20 protein-coding genes are annotated in these 19,552 nt (G+C 32.0%); 8 read left to right on the forward strand and 12 right to left on the reverse strand.

The features are described 5' to 3' along the window. Nucleotides 1-199: 199 nt before the first annotated feature. Nucleotides 200-1,771 (forward strand): phosphoenolpyruvate carboxykinase (ATP), encoded by a 1,572-nt coding sequence (gene pckA, locus B3792_RS08105; RefSeq protein WP_291069344.1) that lies wholly within the window; start codon nt 200-202, stop codon nt 1,769-1,771. 193 nt (nt 1,772-1,964) lie between these two features. Here the strand turns inward: pckA and B3792_RS08110 are convergent, their stop codons facing one another. The 6 genes from B3792_RS08110 to B3792_RS08135 all read right to left on the reverse strand — a co-directional run bounded on the left by B3792_RS08110 (nt 1,965) and on the right by B3792_RS08135 (nt 9,142). Beyond that, nucleotides 1,965-2,672, reverse strand: a complete 708-nt coding sequence (locus B3792_RS08110; RefSeq protein WP_291069346.1) for a tRNA1(Val) (adenine(37)-N6)-methyltransferase — start codon at nt 2,670-2,672, stop codon at nt 1,965-1,967. Beyond that, on the reverse strand, nt 2,665-4,113 hold the full coding sequence (locus B3792_RS08115; RefSeq protein ID WP_291069348.1) for an ATP-binding protein: 1,449 nt from the start codon (nt 4,111-4,113) through the stop codon (nt 2,665-2,667). Before B3792_RS08115 ends, B3792_RS08110 begins: the two co-directional genes overlap by 8 nt. A gap of 1 nt (nt 4,114) precedes the next feature. After that, nucleotides 4,115-4,702: a riboflavin synthase gene (locus B3792_RS08120; RefSeq protein ID WP_180905568.1), complete on the reverse strand. Its 588-nt coding sequence runs from the start codon at nt 4,700-4,702 to the stop codon at nt 4,115-4,117. A gap of 102 nt (nt 4,703-4,804) precedes the next feature. Continuing rightward, nucleotides 4,805-6,652 carry a glutamine--fructose-6-phosphate transaminase (isomerizing) gene (glmS, locus tag B3792_RS08125; protein ID WP_291069350.1) on the reverse strand — a complete coding sequence of 616 codons (1,848 nt, stop codon included), beginning with the start codon at nt 6,650-6,652 and terminating at the stop codon, nt 4,805-4,807. Between the two features lie 45 nt (nt 6,653-6,697). Beyond that, entirely contained in the window at nt 6,698-8,314 is a 1,617-nt protein-coding gene (locus B3792_RS08130) for a DUF4270 family protein (RefSeq protein WP_291069352.1), read from the reverse strand. A 15-nt stretch (nt 8,315-8,329) separates the two neighbouring features. After that, nucleotides 8,330-9,142 (reverse strand): glycogen/starch synthase, encoded by an 813-nt coding sequence (locus B3792_RS08135; RefSeq protein WP_038336009.1) that lies wholly within the window; start codon nt 9,140-9,142, stop codon nt 8,330-8,332. A 118-nt stretch (nt 9,143-9,260) separates the two neighbouring features. On the opposite strand from B3792_RS08135, the gene panC reads away from it, so the two are divergent. From panC to B3792_RS08150, 3 genes are all read left to right on the forward strand, one after another. Further along, nucleotides 9,261-10,103 (forward strand): pantoate--beta-alanine ligase, encoded by an 843-nt coding sequence (gene panC, locus B3792_RS08140; RefSeq protein WP_291069354.1) that lies wholly within the window; start codon nt 9,261-9,263, stop codon nt 10,101-10,103. A gap of 85 nt (nt 10,104-10,188) precedes the next feature. Then, nucleotides 10,189-10,536: an aspartate 1-decarboxylase gene (gene panD / locus B3792_RS08145; RefSeq protein WP_291069356.1), complete on the forward strand. Its 348-nt coding sequence runs from the start codon at nt 10,189-10,191 to the stop codon at nt 10,534-10,536. Between the two features lie 23 nt (nt 10,537-10,559). Then, nucleotides 10,560-11,579 carry a lysylphosphatidylglycerol synthase transmembrane domain-containing protein gene (locus B3792_RS08150; protein ID WP_219034118.1) on the forward strand — a complete coding sequence of 340 codons (1,020 nt, stop codon included), beginning with the start codon at nt 10,560-10,562 and terminating at the stop codon, nt 11,577-11,579. 157 nt (nt 11,580-11,736) lie between these two features. Here B3792_RS08150 and B3792_RS08155 read toward each other — a convergent pair whose 3' ends face one another. From B3792_RS08155 to B3792_RS08170, 4 genes are all read right to left on the reverse strand, one after another. Further along, nucleotides 11,737-12,513, reverse strand: a complete 777-nt coding sequence (locus B3792_RS08155) for a hypothetical protein (protein WP_291069357.1) — start codon at nt 12,511-12,513, stop codon at nt 11,737-11,739. Beyond that, nucleotides 12,506-13,294, reverse strand: coding sequence for a hypothetical protein (locus tag B3792_RS08160; protein WP_291069358.1), 789 nt, complete (start codon nt 13,292-13,294; stop codon nt 12,506-12,508). Before B3792_RS08160 ends, B3792_RS08155 begins: the two co-directional genes overlap by 8 nt. Further along, nucleotides 13,287-13,832 carry a hypothetical protein gene (locus tag B3792_RS08165; RefSeq protein ID WP_291066174.1) on the reverse strand — a complete coding sequence of 182 codons (546 nt, stop codon included), beginning with the start codon at nt 13,830-13,832 and terminating at the stop codon, nt 13,287-13,289. The genes B3792_RS08160 and B3792_RS08165 overlap by 8 nt, the downstream gene beginning before the upstream one ends. A 99-nt stretch (nt 13,833-13,931) precedes the next feature. Further along, nucleotides 13,932-14,096 (reverse strand): hypothetical protein, encoded by a 165-nt coding sequence (locus B3792_RS08170; protein WP_291066173.1) that lies wholly within the window; start codon nt 14,094-14,096, stop codon nt 13,932-13,934. A gap of 198 nt (nt 14,097-14,294) precedes the next feature. Between B3792_RS08170 and radA the strand changes: the two genes are divergently transcribed. The 4 genes from radA to B3792_RS08190 all read left to right on the forward strand — a co-directional run bounded on the left by radA (nt 14,295) and on the right by B3792_RS08190 (nt 17,063). Beyond that, nucleotides 14,295-15,659: a DNA repair protein RadA gene (radA, locus tag B3792_RS08175; protein WP_125349136.1), complete on the forward strand. Its 1,365-nt coding sequence runs from the start codon at nt 14,295-14,297 to the stop codon at nt 15,657-15,659. A gap of 76 nt (nt 15,660-15,735) precedes the next feature. Next, nucleotides 15,736-16,113, forward strand: coding sequence for a CD225/dispanin family protein (locus B3792_RS08180; protein ID WP_291069359.1), 378 nt, complete (start codon nt 15,736-15,738; stop codon nt 16,111-16,113). A gap of 4 nt (nt 16,114-16,117) precedes the next feature. After that, nucleotides 16,118-16,528, forward strand: a complete 411-nt coding sequence (locus B3792_RS08185; protein WP_291069360.1) for a DUF2752 domain-containing protein — start codon at nt 16,118-16,120, stop codon at nt 16,526-16,528. Between the two features lie 4 nt (nt 16,529-16,532). Beyond that, entirely contained in the window at nt 16,533-17,063 is a 531-nt protein-coding gene (locus B3792_RS08190) for a hypothetical protein (protein ID WP_291069361.1), read from the forward strand. Between the two features lie 17 nt (nt 17,064-17,080). Here the strand turns inward: B3792_RS08190 and B3792_RS08195 are convergent, their stop codons facing one another. Both B3792_RS08195 and B3792_RS08200 read right to left on the reverse strand, forming a co-directional pair. After that, nucleotides 17,081-18,838 carry an Ig-like domain-containing protein gene (locus tag B3792_RS08195; RefSeq protein ID WP_291069362.1) on the reverse strand — a complete coding sequence of 586 codons (1,758 nt, stop codon included), beginning with the start codon at nt 18,836-18,838 and terminating at the stop codon, nt 17,081-17,083. A gap of 27 nt (nt 18,839-18,865) precedes the next feature. Further along, complete coding sequence (locus tag B3792_RS08200) at nt 18,866-19,531, reverse strand: ComF family protein (RefSeq protein ID WP_125349131.1); 666 nt, start codon at nt 19,529-19,531, stop codon at nt 18,866-18,868. Nucleotides 19,532-19,552: the final 21 nt, after the last annotated feature.

Raw genomic sequence — 19,552 nt, forward strand, 5'->3', positions numbered from 1 at the left:
GTGCAAAAATATAAAACTTATATTAAATACAAGCTTTTTTTTATATGCACGCATAAGAACTTGCAAATATAAGCTGAATAAATATTCACGAAAACGTTTAAGTGAATGACATAAGTCAAATTTTTCACGCTTTTTTTTATTGTAACTTTGTGCAAAGTTTTTACCTTTAATATTTTAAAATACTATAAAAATCACAAAAATGAGCATAGAATTGGCATCTTACGGAATAAAAAATTCCAAAATTAACTATCAATTATCTCCTGAAGAGCTTACGGAGAAAATGGTAGAGCTAGGACAAGGAGAAATTACATCTTCTGGAGCAGTAAATATGTTAACAGGAGAATTTACAGGTCGTTCACCTAAAGACCGTTTTATTGTAAAAGATGATATTACTGCAGAAAACGTTTGGTGGGATAGAAACATCAATATTCCTTTCGATTCTGATAAATTTGATGCTTTGTATGATAAAGTTGTTGAGCATTTAAGCAACCGCGAAATTTATGTACGTGATGCTTTTGCTTGTGCTGATGATTCTTACAAAACAAAAATTAGAGCAATTACAGAAACTCCTGCGGCTAATTTATTTATCTATAACATGTTTATTCGTCCAACGGAAGAAGAATTAAAAAACTTTGGTGATTCTGAATGGACAATTATCAATGCGCCAACTTTTATAGCTGATGCAGATGAAGATGGAACAAGACAACACAATTTCTCTATCTTAAACTTTAAACGTAAAATCGTTTTAAACGGAGGAACTGGTTATACAGGAGAAATGAAAAAAGGTATTTTCTCTGCCTTAAACTTCATCATGCCAGTATTCAGAAATACTTTACCAATGCACTGTTCTGCAAACTCTGGTGAAAATGGAGATACAGCAATGTTCTTTGGTTTATCTGGAACAGGAAAAACAACTTTATCAGCAGACAAAAACAGACGTTTGATTGGTGATGACGAACACGGATGGACAGAAGACAATACGGTTTTCAATTTTGAAGGTGGTTGTTACGCAAAAGTTATCAACTTATCTCCAGAAGGTGAGCCAGAAATTTTTGCAGCAATCAAAGACGGAGCTTTATTAGAAAACTGTAAATTAATTCCAGGAACTAACGAGGTTGATTTTACAGATACATCTATCACAGAAAACACACGTGTTTCTTATCCAATTGATTATATCGAAAATATTGCAGTTCCTTCTGTAGGAAAGAATCCTAAAAATATTTTCTTCTTATCGTTTGATGCTTACGGAGTTTTCCCTCCAATTGCAAAATTAAACCCAGATCAAGCGGCTTACTTATTTATCTCAGGATATACATCTAAAGTTGCTGGTACAGAAGCTGGTGTTACAGAGCCTCAAACTACATTTTCTACATGTTTTGGTGCGCCATTCATGCCGTTACATCCAACTAAATATGCTGAAATGTTGAGCGATAAAGTTGAGAAAACTGGTGTAAATGTTTGGTTAATCAATACAGGTTGGAATGGTAAAAAAGAGCGTATGTCTTTAAAAGATACACGTGCAGTTATCAATGCAGCTTTAAACGGAGATTTGAACAATACAGAATTCAAAAAAGATCCTTATTTCGGATTTGAAGTTCCAGTTGCAATCGAAGGTGTTGCTTCAGAAAAATTAAGTCCAGCGACTTCTTTTGATTCTACAGCAGCATACGAAGCAAATGCGAAAGAATTAGCAGATAAATTCAAAGCGAACTTCAAGAAATTTGAAGAGTTTGCAACTGCTGATTTATTAGCTGGTGGACCAACGATTTAAGATTAAGATGGAGGTTAAGATTAAGTTTTTAACTCATTTTGAAAATCAGAAATAAATACAAAACCGAGCAAATTGCTCGGTTTTTTTTTATGTTTTTAAACGTTGAATAATTCACCACATAGATACAGAGAAATACATTTCTATTTTATATAAAATCAGCCGTTTACTCATCGTTTTTTATCTTTGATTAAAATTACATTTTCAAGTAAAAGTCTTTTGTTAAATCGATATAATCTTCTGTGTATTGATGACGATCGACTTCGATAATTAATTCTTTTTCTTCTACTTCTTTTTCATGAAAACTAAATTCTAATAACACACGTTTTGTTAACGTTGTCGAATTCCCTTTGATATAAACGACACGAGATAGTTTTAAAGCATTTTGAGCAGCTATCGTACAAAAACCATCCATTTGATCGTATGGAATTATAAAACTCGCTAATCCGTCTTTATGTAGTAATTCAGCAGTTTTTTTTATTAATTCTTCGAAAGTCAATGTTTCTTGCTGGCGTGCTTGTTTACGCGCGTCAAAATCAACCGTATCATTCACCACAAAAAAAGGTGGATTACTGACAATCAAATCATATTTTTTATTGGTTGAATAATCTTGAAGCGATGAATTAAAAATGGTTAATCGATCTGAAAAAGGTGCATTATTGAAATTCTCTTTTGCTTGTAAAAAAGCAGCGTTATCAATTTCTATTGCATCAATCATCGAATGAGGAAAACGTTGCGCTAACATCAACGAAATTAATCCAGTTCCTGTACCAATATCTAAAATAGTATTTCCATTTTTTAAATCAGCCCAAGCACCAAGTAAAACACCATCTGTGCCTACTTTCATTGCGGTTTTGTCTTGAAAAATTTCGAATTGTTTGAATCGAAAAGGTTTTCTATTCATTGTAAGGAATCAAAATATAGAATGTTGTACCAACAAAAATTTCGGTTTCGAAACGAATGGTTCCGTCGTAATCATCAATAATTTTTTTCACCATTGGCAAACCAATTCCCATTCCACTATTCTTTGTTGTAAACTTTGGAACAAAAATAGAATCTTGCGATTCTACAGGAATTCCATTCCCATTATCTTGAATGGTGATATGAAGAAAATCTTTAACTAACGCCACATCTACTCTCACTTTTGCTGTACGAGATTGTGGAATAGATTGAAACGCATTCTTAGTAATATTGGTAATAATTCGATTCATATATTGTTTATCAAAACGCATCATGATGATGTTAGGCGAATAATTAAATTCTATAAATTCCATCGGAAATACAAAAAGGGTATTTTTGATAACATCAACCACATCTATTTTTTCGTCTTTACGAGAAGGCATTTTAGCAAAATCTGAAAAAGCTTCGGCTATCGCAGAGATGGTATCAATTTGTTGCAATAAAATAGTAGTTGTTCGCATCGTCTTTTCTTCAAGATTCGGATCATTGATATCAAATTTTCGCATATAATTTTGAATCATTAATCGCATTGGTGTTAATGGATTTTTGATTTCATGCGCCACTTGTTTTGCAAAATCTCTCCAGGCTTCTTCACGTTCTTGTTTAGCCAACAAATCTGATTGTTCCCGCAATCGGTACAACATATCATTATAAGAATCTACCAGAACCTTTATTTCATCGTTACCATCGTAACGAATCGGCATATTGTTTACAATAACTTCTGTTTCGCGAATACGATCTGCAAACGACCAAAGTTTATTAAGCGTACGTTTAGTAACAAAATAGACCGCAAATGTTCCAAACAAAAGAATAACTCCAAAAGCCAATCCATAACTACCAATTAATGTAAACATGTCTTGTTGTAAAAAATCTTGGTTAGATTGATAAGGTAGACAGAGAACAGCAATATTTTCGTTGTAATAATTTTTGATATGACTATAAGACGAATAAACATTGTTATCGTAAGCCGTATCTTTATTGGTTACAATAAAATCATTTGATTTTTGTAGTTGGTCTAATATTTTCTGAGGTAAAACATCATAAGTCGTTGAAACTGGCTGTGTGGTTAAAATTTTATTACCACGCAAATCATAAATTACAATATCGGTTTTATTGATATCAGCAATGCGAAGAAAACCATCTTCTAAAATGTCATGAATATTATCTTTGCTTGCTATCCCAGGGTAATTATCCATTTCATAATCTATCGCAGATTCTACCGCTCTAACTTTTCGTTTGAGAATATCTTCGTGATATTGTTTAGTTTGTGCATTGAAATGATTGGCAGTAATCAGCAAGATAGCTCCTGCTGTAAATAACAAAATCGTTACCATATAAATGATAATACGAACGGGTAGCGATAGGTTATTTTTTTTTCTAATCATTTTATTTTTGGAATAATCTTTTGACGTATTTTCCTAAGATATCAAATTCTAAATTCATTGTATCGCCAACTTTCACTTGATTAAGGTTTGTAAACTCCCAAGTATATGGAATAATTGCAACCGAAAACTGCCCTACTTTACTGTCAACAACTGTTAAACTAATTCCGTTAAGACAAATCGAACCTTTTTCTACTGTAACATTTCCAGACGATGCTTCATCATATTCTACTGTAACAAAAAAGCTACCATTTTGGTTTTCTATCGAAACAATTTTTCCGGTTTGATCTACATGACCCTGCACAATGTGACCATCGATACGACCATTGAATTGCAAACATCGTTCTAAATTGATTAAATCACCGTTTTTTAATGTGTTAAAATTTGTTTTTTGTAGCGTTTCCTCTATAGCAGTGACTTTGTAAAGCCCATCTTTGAAATCAACAACTGTTAAACAAACTCCATTATGTGCAACACTTTGATCAATTTTTAATTCATCACAAAAATCAGCCTCAATCCATAAATGTAAATTAGATTGATCTTTCTCCGCTTTAATAAGCTTTCCTACTCCTTCTACGATTCCTGTAAACATGATGTTATTTTTTGTGAAATTAATAATTAATTTAAACTTATAAATGAAAAAGGGATGATTTTAAAACATCATCCCTTAAATATATTAACTCTGTAATAATTTTTACTCTACAGTAACAGATTTTGCCAAGTTACGAGGCTGATCTACATTCTTACCTAATTTAACGGCAATCCAATATGATAATAATTGTAATGGAATAGCTGTTAAGATTGGAGAGAATTCTTCTGCTGTTTCTGGGATTACCACGTAATCATCTGCCATAGCAGTTACTTGCTCGTCACCATCATTAACGATTGCAATTACTTTAGCGCTACGAGATTTAATTTCTTGAATATTAGAAACTACTTTTTCGTAATAACCTTTTTTCGTTGCAATAACAATAACTGGCATATTTTCGTCCAATAAGGCGATTGGTCCGTGCTTCATTTCTGCTGCTGGATAACCTTCTGCGTGGATATATGAAATTTCTTTCAATTTTAATGCTCCTTCTAAAGCCGATGGATAGTTATATCCACGTCCTAAATAAATTGCATTTCTGTTGTCTTTGTATTTTTCTGCGATTTGATCAACAACACCTTCACAGTTGTCTAAAATTTGTTGAACTAAATCTGGAATACGCTCTAATTCGCGTGTTAACAACGTGAATTTTTCTGTTGATAATTCTCCATTGTGTTTACCTAATTTTAAGGCAATCAATGCTAAAATTGTTAACTGAGCTGTAAATGCTTTTGTTGATGCAACACCAATTTCTGGTCCTGCGTGTGTATAAGCACCTGCATCTGTAATACGAGCAATAGAAGAACCTACAACATTATTAATTCCGAAGATAAATGCTCCAGCCTCTTTTGCTAATTTAAGTGCTGCCAATGTATCTGCTGTTTCTCCAGATTGAGAAATTGCAATCACGACATCGTGTTTATTGATGATTGGATTACGGTAACGGAACTCTGATGCATATTCTACTTCTACAGGAATACGAGCGAAATCTTCGATCATATATTCTGCAACTAAACCTGCATGATAAGAAGTTCCACATGCAACAATGATGATACGTTTTGCATTCAAGAATTTTTCTTGATGATCCCAAATACCAGCCATTTTGATAACGCCTTCGTCTACTAATAAACGTCCACGCATTGTATCACGAATAGAACGAGGTTGTTCGTTGATTTCTTTTAACATGAAATGCTCGTAACCACCTTTTTCAATCGCTTCGATATTTAATTGTAACTCTTGAACATCTAAAGAAACCGCTTCGTTATTTTGGATTGTGCGTACATCAACTTCTTTACCTAAAGTAATTGTGGCCATGTCACCATCTTCCAAATAAACCGCATCTTTTGTAAACTCGATAAACGGAGAAGCATCAGAAGCAACGAAAAATTCGTTCTCTCCAATACCAATTGCTAATGGAGAACCTAAACGTCCTACAACAATTGTATTTGCTTCTTCTTTGTCTAAAACTGCAATCGCATATGCTCCAATCACTTCATTCAAAGCTAAACGAACTGCGTCAGTTAAATTTAAGTTTTGTTCTTCTTGAAATAATTGAATAAAGTTTACTAAAACTTCTGTATCCGTATCACTATGAAAAACGTAACCTTTGTCTTTTAATAATTGTTTGATTGATTCATAATTTTCGATAATTCCGTTATGAACCAATACCAAACGTCCATTATTAGACATATGTGGATGAGAGTTTACATCATTTGGAACACCATGTGTTGCCCAACGAGTATGCCCAATCCCTAAATGAGGTGTTTTATCTAAACTTGCAGATTTATCTTCTAAGTCTGAAACTTTTCCTTTTGTTTTTACCAATTCAAAATCGGTACCAGTAGAAAGAACTAATCCAGCACTATCATATCCACGATATTCTAGTCGTTTTAGTCCATTAATTATTATTGGGTACGCTTCGCGATGTCCAATATATCCTACAATTCCACACATAATATTTATAGTATTTTAAGTTAAATGCGTTAAATATAATACGCCCTATTTTTGAGAGTAATATACCAATAATTTCAATTTTTTATCCGCTACTTCCGAATTATTTCCATGTAAAACAACTCTGTAAGGATTATAAGCTCTATTATTTTGAAAAGGATGTGTACTATTAATCGTAGATGCATCGCTAACAGATGTTATAAAATTACCCATTGTAATAAACATCGTTTGATCTTTATACTCATTTCCTTTCTCTAACATGCTTTTTAGATGTTTCGTGATATCAATTGTATAATAATCAGTATCTCCTTTTACAATAGGATTAAAGTGAACTGATGTAGGATATGAATTATAGAATTCTAAAACGTCTGCATACAATTCATTTATAACTTTATCATCTTTTTTGTAGTTATTCCAAGCAACTAAATAAGGCGGTTTTGGAAAACTAGTTGAACCATCAATATAGAATTTTAATTTTGCTCCAAGAATCACAATATTACTTTTTGTCATCTCAGATTTTAATTCATCTAATTGCGTTTGATTGAATTTTAATTTTGCATAATTTCCACTCATTCCGCTTAAATACAATCTTGCATCACCATTCACTTCATCAGGTTTGATTGTAGAATAAGTAGACCCTATTGTATTATTTACGATTTGAGAAGCAATAATATTGGCATTATTTGCAGTACCAGAATTCCACTGATTTGTCATATCAAAAGCATAAGTAACACTTACACGCTCTTTATAATCCTTTTCATCTGGTTTTTTTTCTGTAGGATTCTTTTTAGAATAATACATATTCAAGTCAATCTTGTTTGGATTAAAATTGACAATAAATCCATTTGATTCTTCTACAGAAAACTCTAAACCTTTGATATTTTCACGAATAAATGTTGCGTAATCAGAAAGCAATCCTGTTTTTGCATTTTTAATAATTTTTTCGTCAAAATAATCTGGATCTAAAGAAACTTTGTAACCAGGAACAACCTCAGAAATATTAGAAGTTCCAGTTTTTAGTTTAACAACTTTTCCTGTTACTGTTTTTCCGATTGTAGCTTTTCCGATTACTCTTGAATTAACAGAAATTGGAGATTCAAGGCCACTTAATGTTGAAAAATATTTCGTGTCTTTATATAAAACTGTATGAATGTCTTTAATTTTCAACGTCATTGTTAAATCCTTATTCCCATACAAAGAGTCAACTGCATACTTTGTTGTAATTTGGATTGTATCTGTATCTTTTGGTTTCTCTCCTGGTTTAGAAAGATTGATTGTATCTTTAGAAATTGGATCTTTAGTCGTGCTGTAATAAACTGGAATTACCAAATTCACAGAATCTACTTTAGGTTCTGTTCCAAAATCCTGATCACCAGCATTTGAAGACGAAGGTCTAATTTGTGTATAAAACTTAGAAGATGTAGAACCAAAAATTGGTTCGTTGTACACACCAAAAGCTCCATTTTGAAGTACAAATTTATCTGTACGAAGCGTATCAAAATTTGCATTAAAAGCAATAACATCTAAGGATTTTACATTTCCTTCTGCCTCACCTCCAATCACATTGTTATCTAATCCTAGTGTTTCATTCTCACACGAAACAATTGCTCCCATTCCAATCATCATTGCAACAGACACAGAAAGGACATTCAAAAATTTTTTCATTAATCTAAACAGATTTTAATTAGAGTTCATTACTTCCTCAAGATAAAAGTTATTGTAAACTTCTTTTGCTTGTTCTTTAGAACAATAGTCTAATAGAGGAATATTTTGTTGGTTGATATAGTTTTTCACATCTTCTGGAATCATCTCTTCTCCTTTCGCAACTGCATCTGCATATTGTAAAGAAGCTTGAATCATACCCAAATGTGTAGGTTTTTCTAAATATGTTTGTACATCAGCTTCTACTTTATCAAAAGCTAATTTTTTAACTAATTCGTTATCTAATTCTCCTTCAAATCCGTTGTCAAATAAAGAAACAACAACTTTCGCATCTTGAAAGAAAGGATCGTCAGAATAATATTTTTTTAGATACAATGGTACTAAACTAGACATCCAACCCATTACGTGAACAACATCTGGTTTCCAGTTTAATTTTTTTACTGTCTCTAAAACTCCTTTTGCGAAGAAAATAGAACGCTCGTCGTTATCAGAAAATAATCCATTATCTTCTCCATAAACTTCTTTACGTTTGAAATATTCTTCGTTATCGATAAAATACACTTGTAGTCTTTCTCCTGGAACAGAAGCGACTTTAATGATTAATGGCTGATCCAAATCATTAATAATCATGTTCATACCTGAAAGTCGTATTACTTCGTGTAATTGGTGTCTTCTTTCGTTAATTGCTCCAAATCTTGGCATAAAGATTCTTACATCTGCGCCACTACTTTGCATGATTTTTGGCAAATCTAATGCTTGTGAAGACATCGGATTTTCAGGAAAGTAAGGTACCATTTCTGTTGTTACATACAATATGCGCTTTCCTTCCATAATTTCTACTCTCTTTTCCTAATGAATAATAAGGCACAAATTTACAAAAAAATGTTGATATATTATTTGCTTATAGTAGCTTTGCGAGATATTAGTTTTTTTTTAACAAATCAGTGTTATGGTTATATTTAACGAAAAGGAAAAATTAACTCCCGCAATCGTCGAGTTAAAAAACCAAAACAAAACCATTGGCTTTATCCCTACAATGGGCGCTTTACACGAAGGTCACATGTCTTTGGTCAAAGCTTCTAAAGCTCAAAACGACTACACAATCGTCAGCATTTTTGTCAATCCGACACAATTTAATAATCCAGAAGATTTAGCAAAATATCCTCGAACTGAGGAAAATGATAAAGAATTGTTAATGAAAAATGGCTGCGATTTTGTCTATATGCCTACTGTTGAGGATCTATATGAAGCAAATGAAGGTGCAAAACACTACGATTTTGGTACAATAGACCAAGTGATGGAAGGCGCTTCTCGCCCTGGACATTTTGATGGAGTGGCTACAATTGTTTGCAAATTATTCAAAGCAGTTCAGCCAACAAGAGCATATTTTGGAGAAAAAGATTTTCAGCAAATTCGTATAATTCAAGAAATGGTAAAACAAGAGAATTTAGATGTCGAGATTGTTCCAATGCCAATTCACAGAGCAGATTCTGGTTTAGCATTTAGCTCAAGAAATGCACGTTTATCAACACAACAAACTTCTGATGCACCTCAAATTTATTCAATTTTATCACAAGCAGTAAAGCTAAAAAATGAAGGAAAAGATGTTGCTGAAGTAAAAGCTTTCGTCGAAAATGAATTCAAAAATTCACCTTTCGAATTAGAATATTTTGAAATCACAGATGAAGAAACCTTGTTGTCAATCGAACATTTTTCTGATGCAAAACATATTCGTGGATTTGTCGTTGCTTATGCAGGCGATGTACGATTAATCGATAATATTCAGTTTTAATAAAATAGATCAAATCCTTCACTCCAATCGAAAAATATTGGAACGGGTTTTGAAATTTATAAGTTCAGTGTAACTTTGCAAAATTATGATGATAGAAGTATTTCACTCTAAAATACATAGAGTTAAGGTAACAGACGCAAAATTAAACTACATCGGAAGTATTACAATCGATGAAGATTTGATAGACGCTGCAAACATGGTGGTTGGTCAAAAAATTCAAATTGTGGTTCAAGAAAACGGAGAACGTTTTGAAACTTACATTATTAAAGGAAAACGTGGAAGCGGAGAAATTTGTTTGAACGGACCAGCGGCACGTAAAGTACAAGTAGGTGATACTGTCATTTTAATCACGTATGCGATGATGGAATTTGAGGAAGCCAATACCTACGAACCAACAATTGTTTTCCCTAACGAGAACAATCGTTTAGATTAAGAAATTAATTTTCAATAATTTATATGAAGAGTAAGATCAAACAATCGCTCTTCTTAATCACTGCTTCATTGTTAGCCGTATTTTTTGTCGTGGTAACAGTGAAGCAAATTGATTTCGAACGAGTTGCAAAAGTTTTAAAACAAACCAATTATTTTTGGATTTTTGCATCTATGGCAATCAGTATTCTCACATATTGGATACGCGCCGCTCGTTGGAATCTTCTTCTAAAGCCAATGGGCTACAACACACAAACCTCATCTGGTTTTTGGGCAATTGCATTTGCATATTTTATGAATTTGACCATTCCTCGAAGTGGCGAAGTGGCTCGTGCAACAAGTTTCTATAAAATGGAAAAAGTCCCGTTTGAGAAATCTTTCGGAACAGTAGTTTTAGAGCGTGTAATTGACGTTTTATTTTTGGGATTATTTTTCGGTTTAACACTTATTTTCAATTATGAAACATTCATCAAATTTGTAGAATTAGGAAACAAAGAAAAAGTACATCAACCAACAGCTGAACCTTCTTTCTTAAAATACTACATCACAATTGGAGTTCTTGTTTTAGGTATTGGATTAATCGCTATTTTCTGGAAAAAAATTAGTCAATTAAAGTTTTTTGAAAAAATCAAAACCTTTCTATTTGGACTTTGGGAAGGTATAAAATCAATCTCGAAATTAGAAAAAAGAGGCTTATTCATTTTTTATTCTTTCGCACTTTGGATTTGTTATTTTTTAATGACTTTTCTTGTTTTCTTCGCTTTTCCAGACACCAAAAATTTTAGTATACCAGAAGGTTTATTCCTATTGATTGCAGGATCTCTAGGAATGATTTTACCTGTTTCGGGCGGTTTGGCTTATCCATATATTATGTCGATTGCATTTTCGGCTGTTTATCTTGCGAAAGGTGGTGATCAGCATGAAGGACGAGCAATTGGTGATTATTTTGGGTTAATTCTTTATATAGCTCAAGTTGTATCGATGATTAGTTTTGGATTGATTGCTATTTACAAAATCGCACGAATTCGACGAGATTCTACACAATAATCTCATACCTCCAAAACTACGATTCCAAAGCTTTACCATTTTATTGATTTCCCAAGGATTTATTCTATAACTTATTTTCATAATTAGAAAGAAAATAATATTAACAAACAATACAAAAAGTACTTCCATAGCTAATAAGTTTTATTAAATATACATTTTATTTCTTTATCATTTCCAAATATTTAGGCGCTTGTTCTTCTAAAATTTCTGTAATCTTATCGTATTTATTTTCTTTTACGAGTTTCTCTAATTCAAAATTCGCATAGCAATAACGCACATAATCAGTGACTTTATTTTCGGGAATATTCAATGTTTCGATGAAATAATTTATGGTGAAATAATTCTCTAAATCTATGATTTTATCTACCTTTTTGAAATATTCATTTTGTTTTTTATCTTTCTTCTTTTGTCCAGAAATAGTTGCTATCCAATTCGACGGATCCAACAATCCATTATTATTAATTGTAGAAGTCATGTTAGGATTTATCTTTCGGAAACGCAAATTTGGATCAAAACCCAAATTCAAATTATCATACAATTCATCTACTTTTCCATGTTCTAACTTGATGTTATTCTTAAAATTTCTATCCAACGTATTAATTCGCGCTTCAGCAAGTTCAATCGTTTCAATATTCAAATGAATCGTCAGCATTCCTTTTGCTAAAATATCCGATGTAATTTTGATTTTTCGTTCGATATAAAAATCATGTGAAAAAATCAATTCATCTCCAACAGACGCTTTAATTGAAAACATTCCGCTCGCATTTGTAAACGTTTTCGCATTCGTCGATTCGTTTGTCACCAAAATATTGTCTACCGCATCTTGCCCAGCAACACCATCATCAATCACTACTTTTCCATTAATCAAGGTTGTTTGCGCAAATGTAAAAACGCTCAACAAATTCAATAATATAATGTAATTTATTCTACTCATTTTTCTTCATTTTTGCTAAATAAATCGGCGCTTGTTCTTCAATTATAAAAAGAATTTCATCAAAATTATTATCTCGCAACAATTTCGGAAAATCAAAATTTGAATAACAATAATCTAAAAACTCGTTTATTTTTCCTTCTGGAATTTTCAAATCATTCACAAAATAATACGTCGTAAAAAATTTATGCAACGCCAATAATTGATCTTCTTTCACAACTTTTATTGGACCTGGATTTTTCACTCGCTTTTTTGGGTTTTTGAACACATTTAACAATCCAAGTAAATTAACTCCTCCAACCTGTTTAATCGTTCTATTGACTCTTTCTTCATCATGTTTAAGATTCAGTTCCGCTTTAAATTCTAGAGAAGTAAAACCCGCTTCATCATTCAATTTTTCTTGAAATGATTTCTCTTTTCCCAAATTTTTGAGCGAATTTTTATCTAATTTCGAGATATTTGCTTCTTTCAATTCTATCACTTCAATATTTACATGAATCGTCACAAAACCTTTCGTAATCATAGTTTCCGAAACTTTCAATTTTCTTTCTTCAATTCCCGTATGTTTGATTAACAATTCATCATTCAAATTCACATTTATCGAAAATAAGCCAACATTATTTGCTTTGGTTCTAACTTTAGTCGTTAAATTTTCAATCGAAGTTCCTTCCAAATCAATGACTTCTTCTGCATCATCCACAATAATTTTTCCTGTAATTAAAGTGCTTTGTGCTTGAAGATAACTTGATGAAATGATTAATAAAAAGAATAAAAATTTACTCATGTTCGATTGTTTTTTGGTTGATAGTAGAAAGATAATTTGGTGCTTGTTCTTCGAAAATTAAAGTGATTTTATCATAATTATTTGCTTTAAAAAGTGGTTCTAACTTAAACTCAACAAAGCAATAATGAATAAAATCAAGAATATTTCCTTTTGGAATTTTCAAATCATGCTCAAAATAATATTCGGTGAAATAATCTTTGAGCTGAATGATTTTATCATATTTATCAAGGTTTTTCTTTTTCAGAAAATGTTTATACGTCTGCACTTCTTTGTCCGAATATTGCTCTATCAAACCCATCACATTTTCATAACGAATGGGAACTCTTAATTTTCGAAGATATTCCGAAGCAAAATAGGCTTTCACCATATCATTTTTAAACTCTTCATTAATACCTAAACTTTTATTGATTTTTTCGCTTTGCGTTTCTTCTTTGCTAATATTTTCTTTCCAATTCTTTTTAAGCGGTTTTATTTTCGTTTCGGATAATTCTATCACTTCAACATTTAGATGAACGTCTATAAAACCCTTTCTAATCATTGATTCAGAAATCTTAAGCTGACGTTCTTCAATTCCAATTTGTTTGAAAAGTAAAACATCGTTTGGCTGAACTCGAATCGAAAAAAGACCTTTTTCATTTTATTTTGTTCGTGCATTTGACGTTAAATTTTCGATTACAAAATCATCAAGATTAACGATTTCATCCGCATTATCTACCATAATTTTCCCCGAAATTAAAGTCGATTGTGCATTGGCAGAAATACAAAAAATATAAAAAAAGCTAAGAAGTAAAGTTCTTTTCATTGGCATTTTAAAACATGATTAAAAATAATCGAGAAAATGATTGAAAATCAATATTTAACTCAACTTTATCTAAAGTTGATAATTTGTTAAAAAAGTAAATTATTATTAACGTTTTTTAGTTGTTGTATTAAAATTTTTCACACTTATAACTCCATATCTTGTCGCGATAAAACATTATTTTTGTCTAAATTTGAAACTATGGCTAAAACAAAAACTACATATTTCTGCCAAAACTGTGGCACGCAAACCGCGCAATGGATGGGACAATGCAAAAGTTGTGGCGAATGGAATACCATTGTTGAAGAAATTGTAGACAAAGGCGACGAAAAAAAATCGTGGAAAGATAAATCGGACAAAAAAGAAAAAACTTTTGCCCTGAATATTCGCGAAATAAATCCATTAGGAGAAATAAGAATTTCAACGAAAAACCAAGAATTAGACAGGGTTTTAGGTGGTGGAATTGTTCCTGGATCAGTGATTTTGGTTGGTGGAGAACCTGGTGTTGGAAAATCGACATTGATGTTGCAAGTTGCCTTAAAGTTAGATACGATTAAAATCTTATATGTATCTGGAGAAGAATCTGTTTCGCAAGTAAAACTTCGTGCCGAACGAATCGGAATTGAATCGGATCAATGTTTTATTTTACCCGAAACTAATACGCAAAAAATATTTGCGCATGCCAAAGAAATTCAACCTCAACTGATTGTTGTCGATTCTGTACAAACGCTTCAAACCACTTATGTAGAATCATCTCCAGGAAGTATTTCGCAAATTCGAGAAACAACTTTTGAGCTGATTCAATACGCAAAAGAAACCAACACACCGATTATTTTAATTGGTCATATTACGAAAGAAGGTGTAATTGCTGGACCAAAAATTTTGGAACATATGGTAGATGTTGTGTTGCAATTTGAAGGCGATCGCAACCATATTTACCGAATTTTACGTGCAAACAAAAACCGTTTTGGCTCGACTGCAGAAATCGGAATTTATGAAATGCAAGGAGCTGGTTTGCGTGAAGTCACAAATCCGTCAGAAGTATTAATTACCAAAAAAGATGAATTACTAAGCGGAAATGCAATTGCAGCAACTTTGGAAGGTGTTCGCCCGATGTTGATTGAAATTCAAGCTTTGGTTTCTACGGCAGTTTATGGAACTCCACAACGTACTGCTACTGGTTTTGATGCCAAACGATTGAATATGTTGTTGGCTGTTTTGGAAAAGCGAGCAGGTTTCCGATTGAATATGAAAGATGTTTTCTTAAATATTACAGGCGGAATTCGAGTAGATGATCCTGCGATTGATTTAGCTGTTATTGCAGCAATTCTTTCATCAAGCGAAGATTCTGCTGTTCCAGATAATTGTTGTTTTGCAGGAGAAGTTGGTTTGAGTGGAGAAATAAGAGCTGTAAATCGTGTTGAACAACGCATTACCGAAGCTGAAAAATTAGGTTTTGATGCAATTTTTGTTTCAAAATACAATAAAATAAAAGACACCGATTTTGGAATTCGAATCGTTAGAATTTCTAAAGTTGAAGATTTATATCGCATGTTATTTCAATAGAATATTAAATATTTTAAAAACACTTGATTTATACATTATTTTTTCTATTTTTATTCGAAACTAAAAAAACATTATTATGGATTATTCTAGCCAATCTAATCAAGATTTTAATCAACCACAACAATCTTCTTTTGAAGAAATTAAACCAAAACCAGAAAACAACCTTGTCTTGGCCATCATCGGAACTATTTTAGGGCTTTGTTCTCCTTGTTGCATCGGTACTATTGTGGGTATTATTGCAATTGTTTTTGCAAATCAAGTGAATACAAAACACAATATTGGTGATTATACAGGTGCTGAACAAGCAGCTAAAAATTCTAAATTATTAGCTTACGTTGCAATTGGTTTAGGCGTAATCGGTGTTATTATTAATGTTGTGATGTTAATTACAGGAGGTATGGATGCTTATATGGAGCAATATAAAAGTATTTTAGAAAGCTCTAACGGAAATTAATCATATGATAAAACGGATTTTGGTTTATGGACTAGCAACGCTTTTACCCATTTTGGTAATTGTCTATTTTTATAGTTATTACAGCAACCAAAGTCCGTTTTCTATCAAATGTATGTTTCATGAAATAACAGGTTTGTGGTGTCCTGGCTGTGGTGGTCAGCGCGCTTTTTCCTTGCTTGTTCACGGACATCTTTTACAATCCTTACGTTACAATCTTATTTTGCCTTTTGCACTTTACATTTGTGTACAATTGTATTATGCTATTGTTGGAAATATTTTTTTAGGCAAACCAATGTCAGGCAAATTACATCTCCCTGCAAGTTTTGCGCGAAATTTCTTAATCTTCCTTTTGATTTATTCTATTTTAAGAAATATTCCTATTTCTCCATTTATATATTTGGCACCAGAAAGTTAAAAATATGGGATTAGATACTGTTGAATTAATCATGGAATTTGAAAATCATTTCAATATTTGTTTTAAAGATGAAGATATTCAAAAAGTAAGTCGAGTTGAAGAAGTTTCAAACCTAATTTGTCAAATGATTGATGTTACTTCCGAAAACAAAGAAGAACTTGATTCACTTTACGTATCGTTTCAAAATTACTTTGGACATCATATTCAACTAACGGATAAAATATCAAATTACTTACAAGTAAATAACTACCAAAATTTAAGTAATTTTTTAAATCTAAAAATTAAAAATTTCACGAATCTATTAAAATATGTTTTCTTAGATTATCATTTTATAAAATGGGAAAATCTTACTGTTGAAGAATTTATCAATGCAATTTTAATTACAAATTGTAAACATCTTCTTAATAACAATTCACCTAAAACTCAATATCAAGTATATTTAATTATAGGAAGTATTATTTTGGACAGAATAGGCTGTCCTGTTTATGATATACAACCATACGCAAGTATTACAAAAGATTTACGTATTGATTAAATAAAAAAATCAGAGAACTATTCCTCTGATTTCTTATTTGTTGTTCGTGGATTTTGGCGCTCCTCGCCTTCTTTCAATTCTCCTCGACGTATTCTATTTTTGTCCGAATCTTTGTCATCATTTGGTAAAGAAACGGGTTGATTTGCCTCTCCTAAAACCCATGTTTCGGTCGCATCCCACATCGCTCTAATTTTGATTGGCTCTGGATACAAATAAATTGGTTCGGGTTGTTTACCTGATAAATAATCGCCTGTATCCCATTTTCCATTTTCGTTTTCATCAACCAATAAGCGGAACAAATATTCTCCTGGCTCAATAAAGTTGAACTCAAAATAGTTTTTATTTGCTGGATTATAGATTTCTTCAATCACTGTAAAATCTTTATCAGTCTTTAAAAACTGTAAAATAAATGGTTTGGATGGTGTATTTTGAAGCGTTAATTTCAAATGTCCGAAATCGCCTCGTGTTCCCATTTTTATAGGATATGCAAGTGTATCATTCTTCTCTCCCAACACGTCTGTCAATGCATTTGGATAGATGTTAACTTCAAATTTTTCATCTAAATTTTTCTCAAAAGCAAAATTCAAATTCTGAGCATTCACTGTATCAATCGAAACTTTGAATGGTATTGAAACCGTATCCTTAAATACATAAATTTTAGATAAATCTAATGATTTTATTGGTGCATTTGTCTGAATTTTAAACGGTTTATTTGGTGCTAATTTTTGATCATTTATTGCTTTAAATTCTAATTTTCGTTCTGTATTCGATTTTGAGTATAATGCACTTACTTCATCAATTTGATCTTTATGTTGAACCTTGAAATTCAATTTTGCGCTTTTTCCTACAATTGTATCCACTTTTGGATTAAACCAAAAATTAATCGAATCTTGTTTTGGAAACTTCTGAATATAAGCCGTTTTAAATTCTTTCCCAACCGGCGTTATCGTAACATCATCCGTTGCACCTGTCGTTTTAAAAACAATTAAACCTTCTTGTTTAAAACTCGCTTCAGGTTTACGATAAGCTGGTTTTTGATTGAATAAATTCAAGTTGATTTGTTGATTTGCATTCAGCTCAATTGGTTCGTTATGAAAAGCCAAACGCTCTTTCCCATAATCGTACATCACATTTTCTACCATATCCTCAAAAGCAATTAATTTATATTTGCCCGAAGCCAAATAATTTAATTGATATTCTCCTTTATCATTGGCTCTCGCAATGTAATATGGTTTCTTTTGCAGAATGATACTGTCTTTGTATGCACTATCAACTTTATATAGCCCGACCAATATCTTTTCTGGCCCTTTGAAATCATAGGACGAATTTACACGACCTGTTACCTTCAACGAATCAATAAAACTACCTGTCGAAAAAACATATTGAAAATTTGACAACTTATTATTTTCGTTAAAATCTTGAATCGCATCACCAAAATTGAAACTATACGTCGTATTTGGTAACAATGGTTCTTGAAATTTAATCGAAATATATTTCTTCGCTAAAGCTTGCGGCGTCACAATTGGGGGAATCTGAAACGATGGCGAAACAACCACATTTTTGCTGTATTCTTTCAGAAGAATGTACTCATCAAAGTTGATTGTAGCCTCTTGCAAATTAAGATCTACATTCGTAGCCAATGTATCTGGATCAGCTTTTAGGAAAACTGGCGGAGTTTCATCTTTAGGTCCTCCCGTTGGTGAACCTTGTCTTGCACAAGAAATAACCGTCAAAATGGTTAACATCAAAAGCGAAAAACGTGTCGTCTTATTCATGGGCGCAAGTTAAGAAAAAGCTTGTTATTAAGCACAAGCAATGGTAATTACACTTATCTTAAAATTTTCTGAAAGATTAAACTTTTTTATTGCCGATGCAATTGTTGCACCAGTTGTTAAGACATCATCAATCAAAATATAATGTCCAGGTTTAAGATTTGGATTGATTTCAAACGCATCTTTCAAGTTATCCAATCGGTGTTTTTTGTCTTCATTTACTTGAGATGAATTGTATTTAGTTCGGATTAATCCATCCGAAAAATAATTTATCTGGTTGATTTCTGCCAACGTTCGTGCAAAATTTTCTACTTGATTGTAGCCTCTTGTTTTCAATCGTTTTGAATGCAATGGAATCGGAATAATTCCGTCATAATGACTCAAATCAAACTTAATCATCTGCGCTAAATCAATTCCAATTTCTGGGCGATTTCTATATTTCATTTCATGTAAAATAGCTTGCGTGGTGTTATGATGTTTAAATTCTAACAAAGAAAAAGCGTTTTCAACTTCGCAAAAATTTCTCAATTTATCATAAGCTCGATTATTTTGATCGAAATTAAAATGTGTGAAAACGAGTTTTGTTGAACACGAAACACACAGAAATTGCGAAGGTTGAATGACGTCTTGGCAATCCAAACACCGCATCGGAAAAAATAAATCAACCAAAGAATTTACGATTGTTTTGATTTCCATTACCTTTGCAAATTAAAGTTT

This window comes from Empedobacter sp. UBA5924, assembly GCF_002431085.1.
Classification (GTDB): Bacteria; Bacteroidota; Bacteroidia; order Flavobacteriales; family Weeksellaceae; genus Empedobacter; species Empedobacter falsenii_B.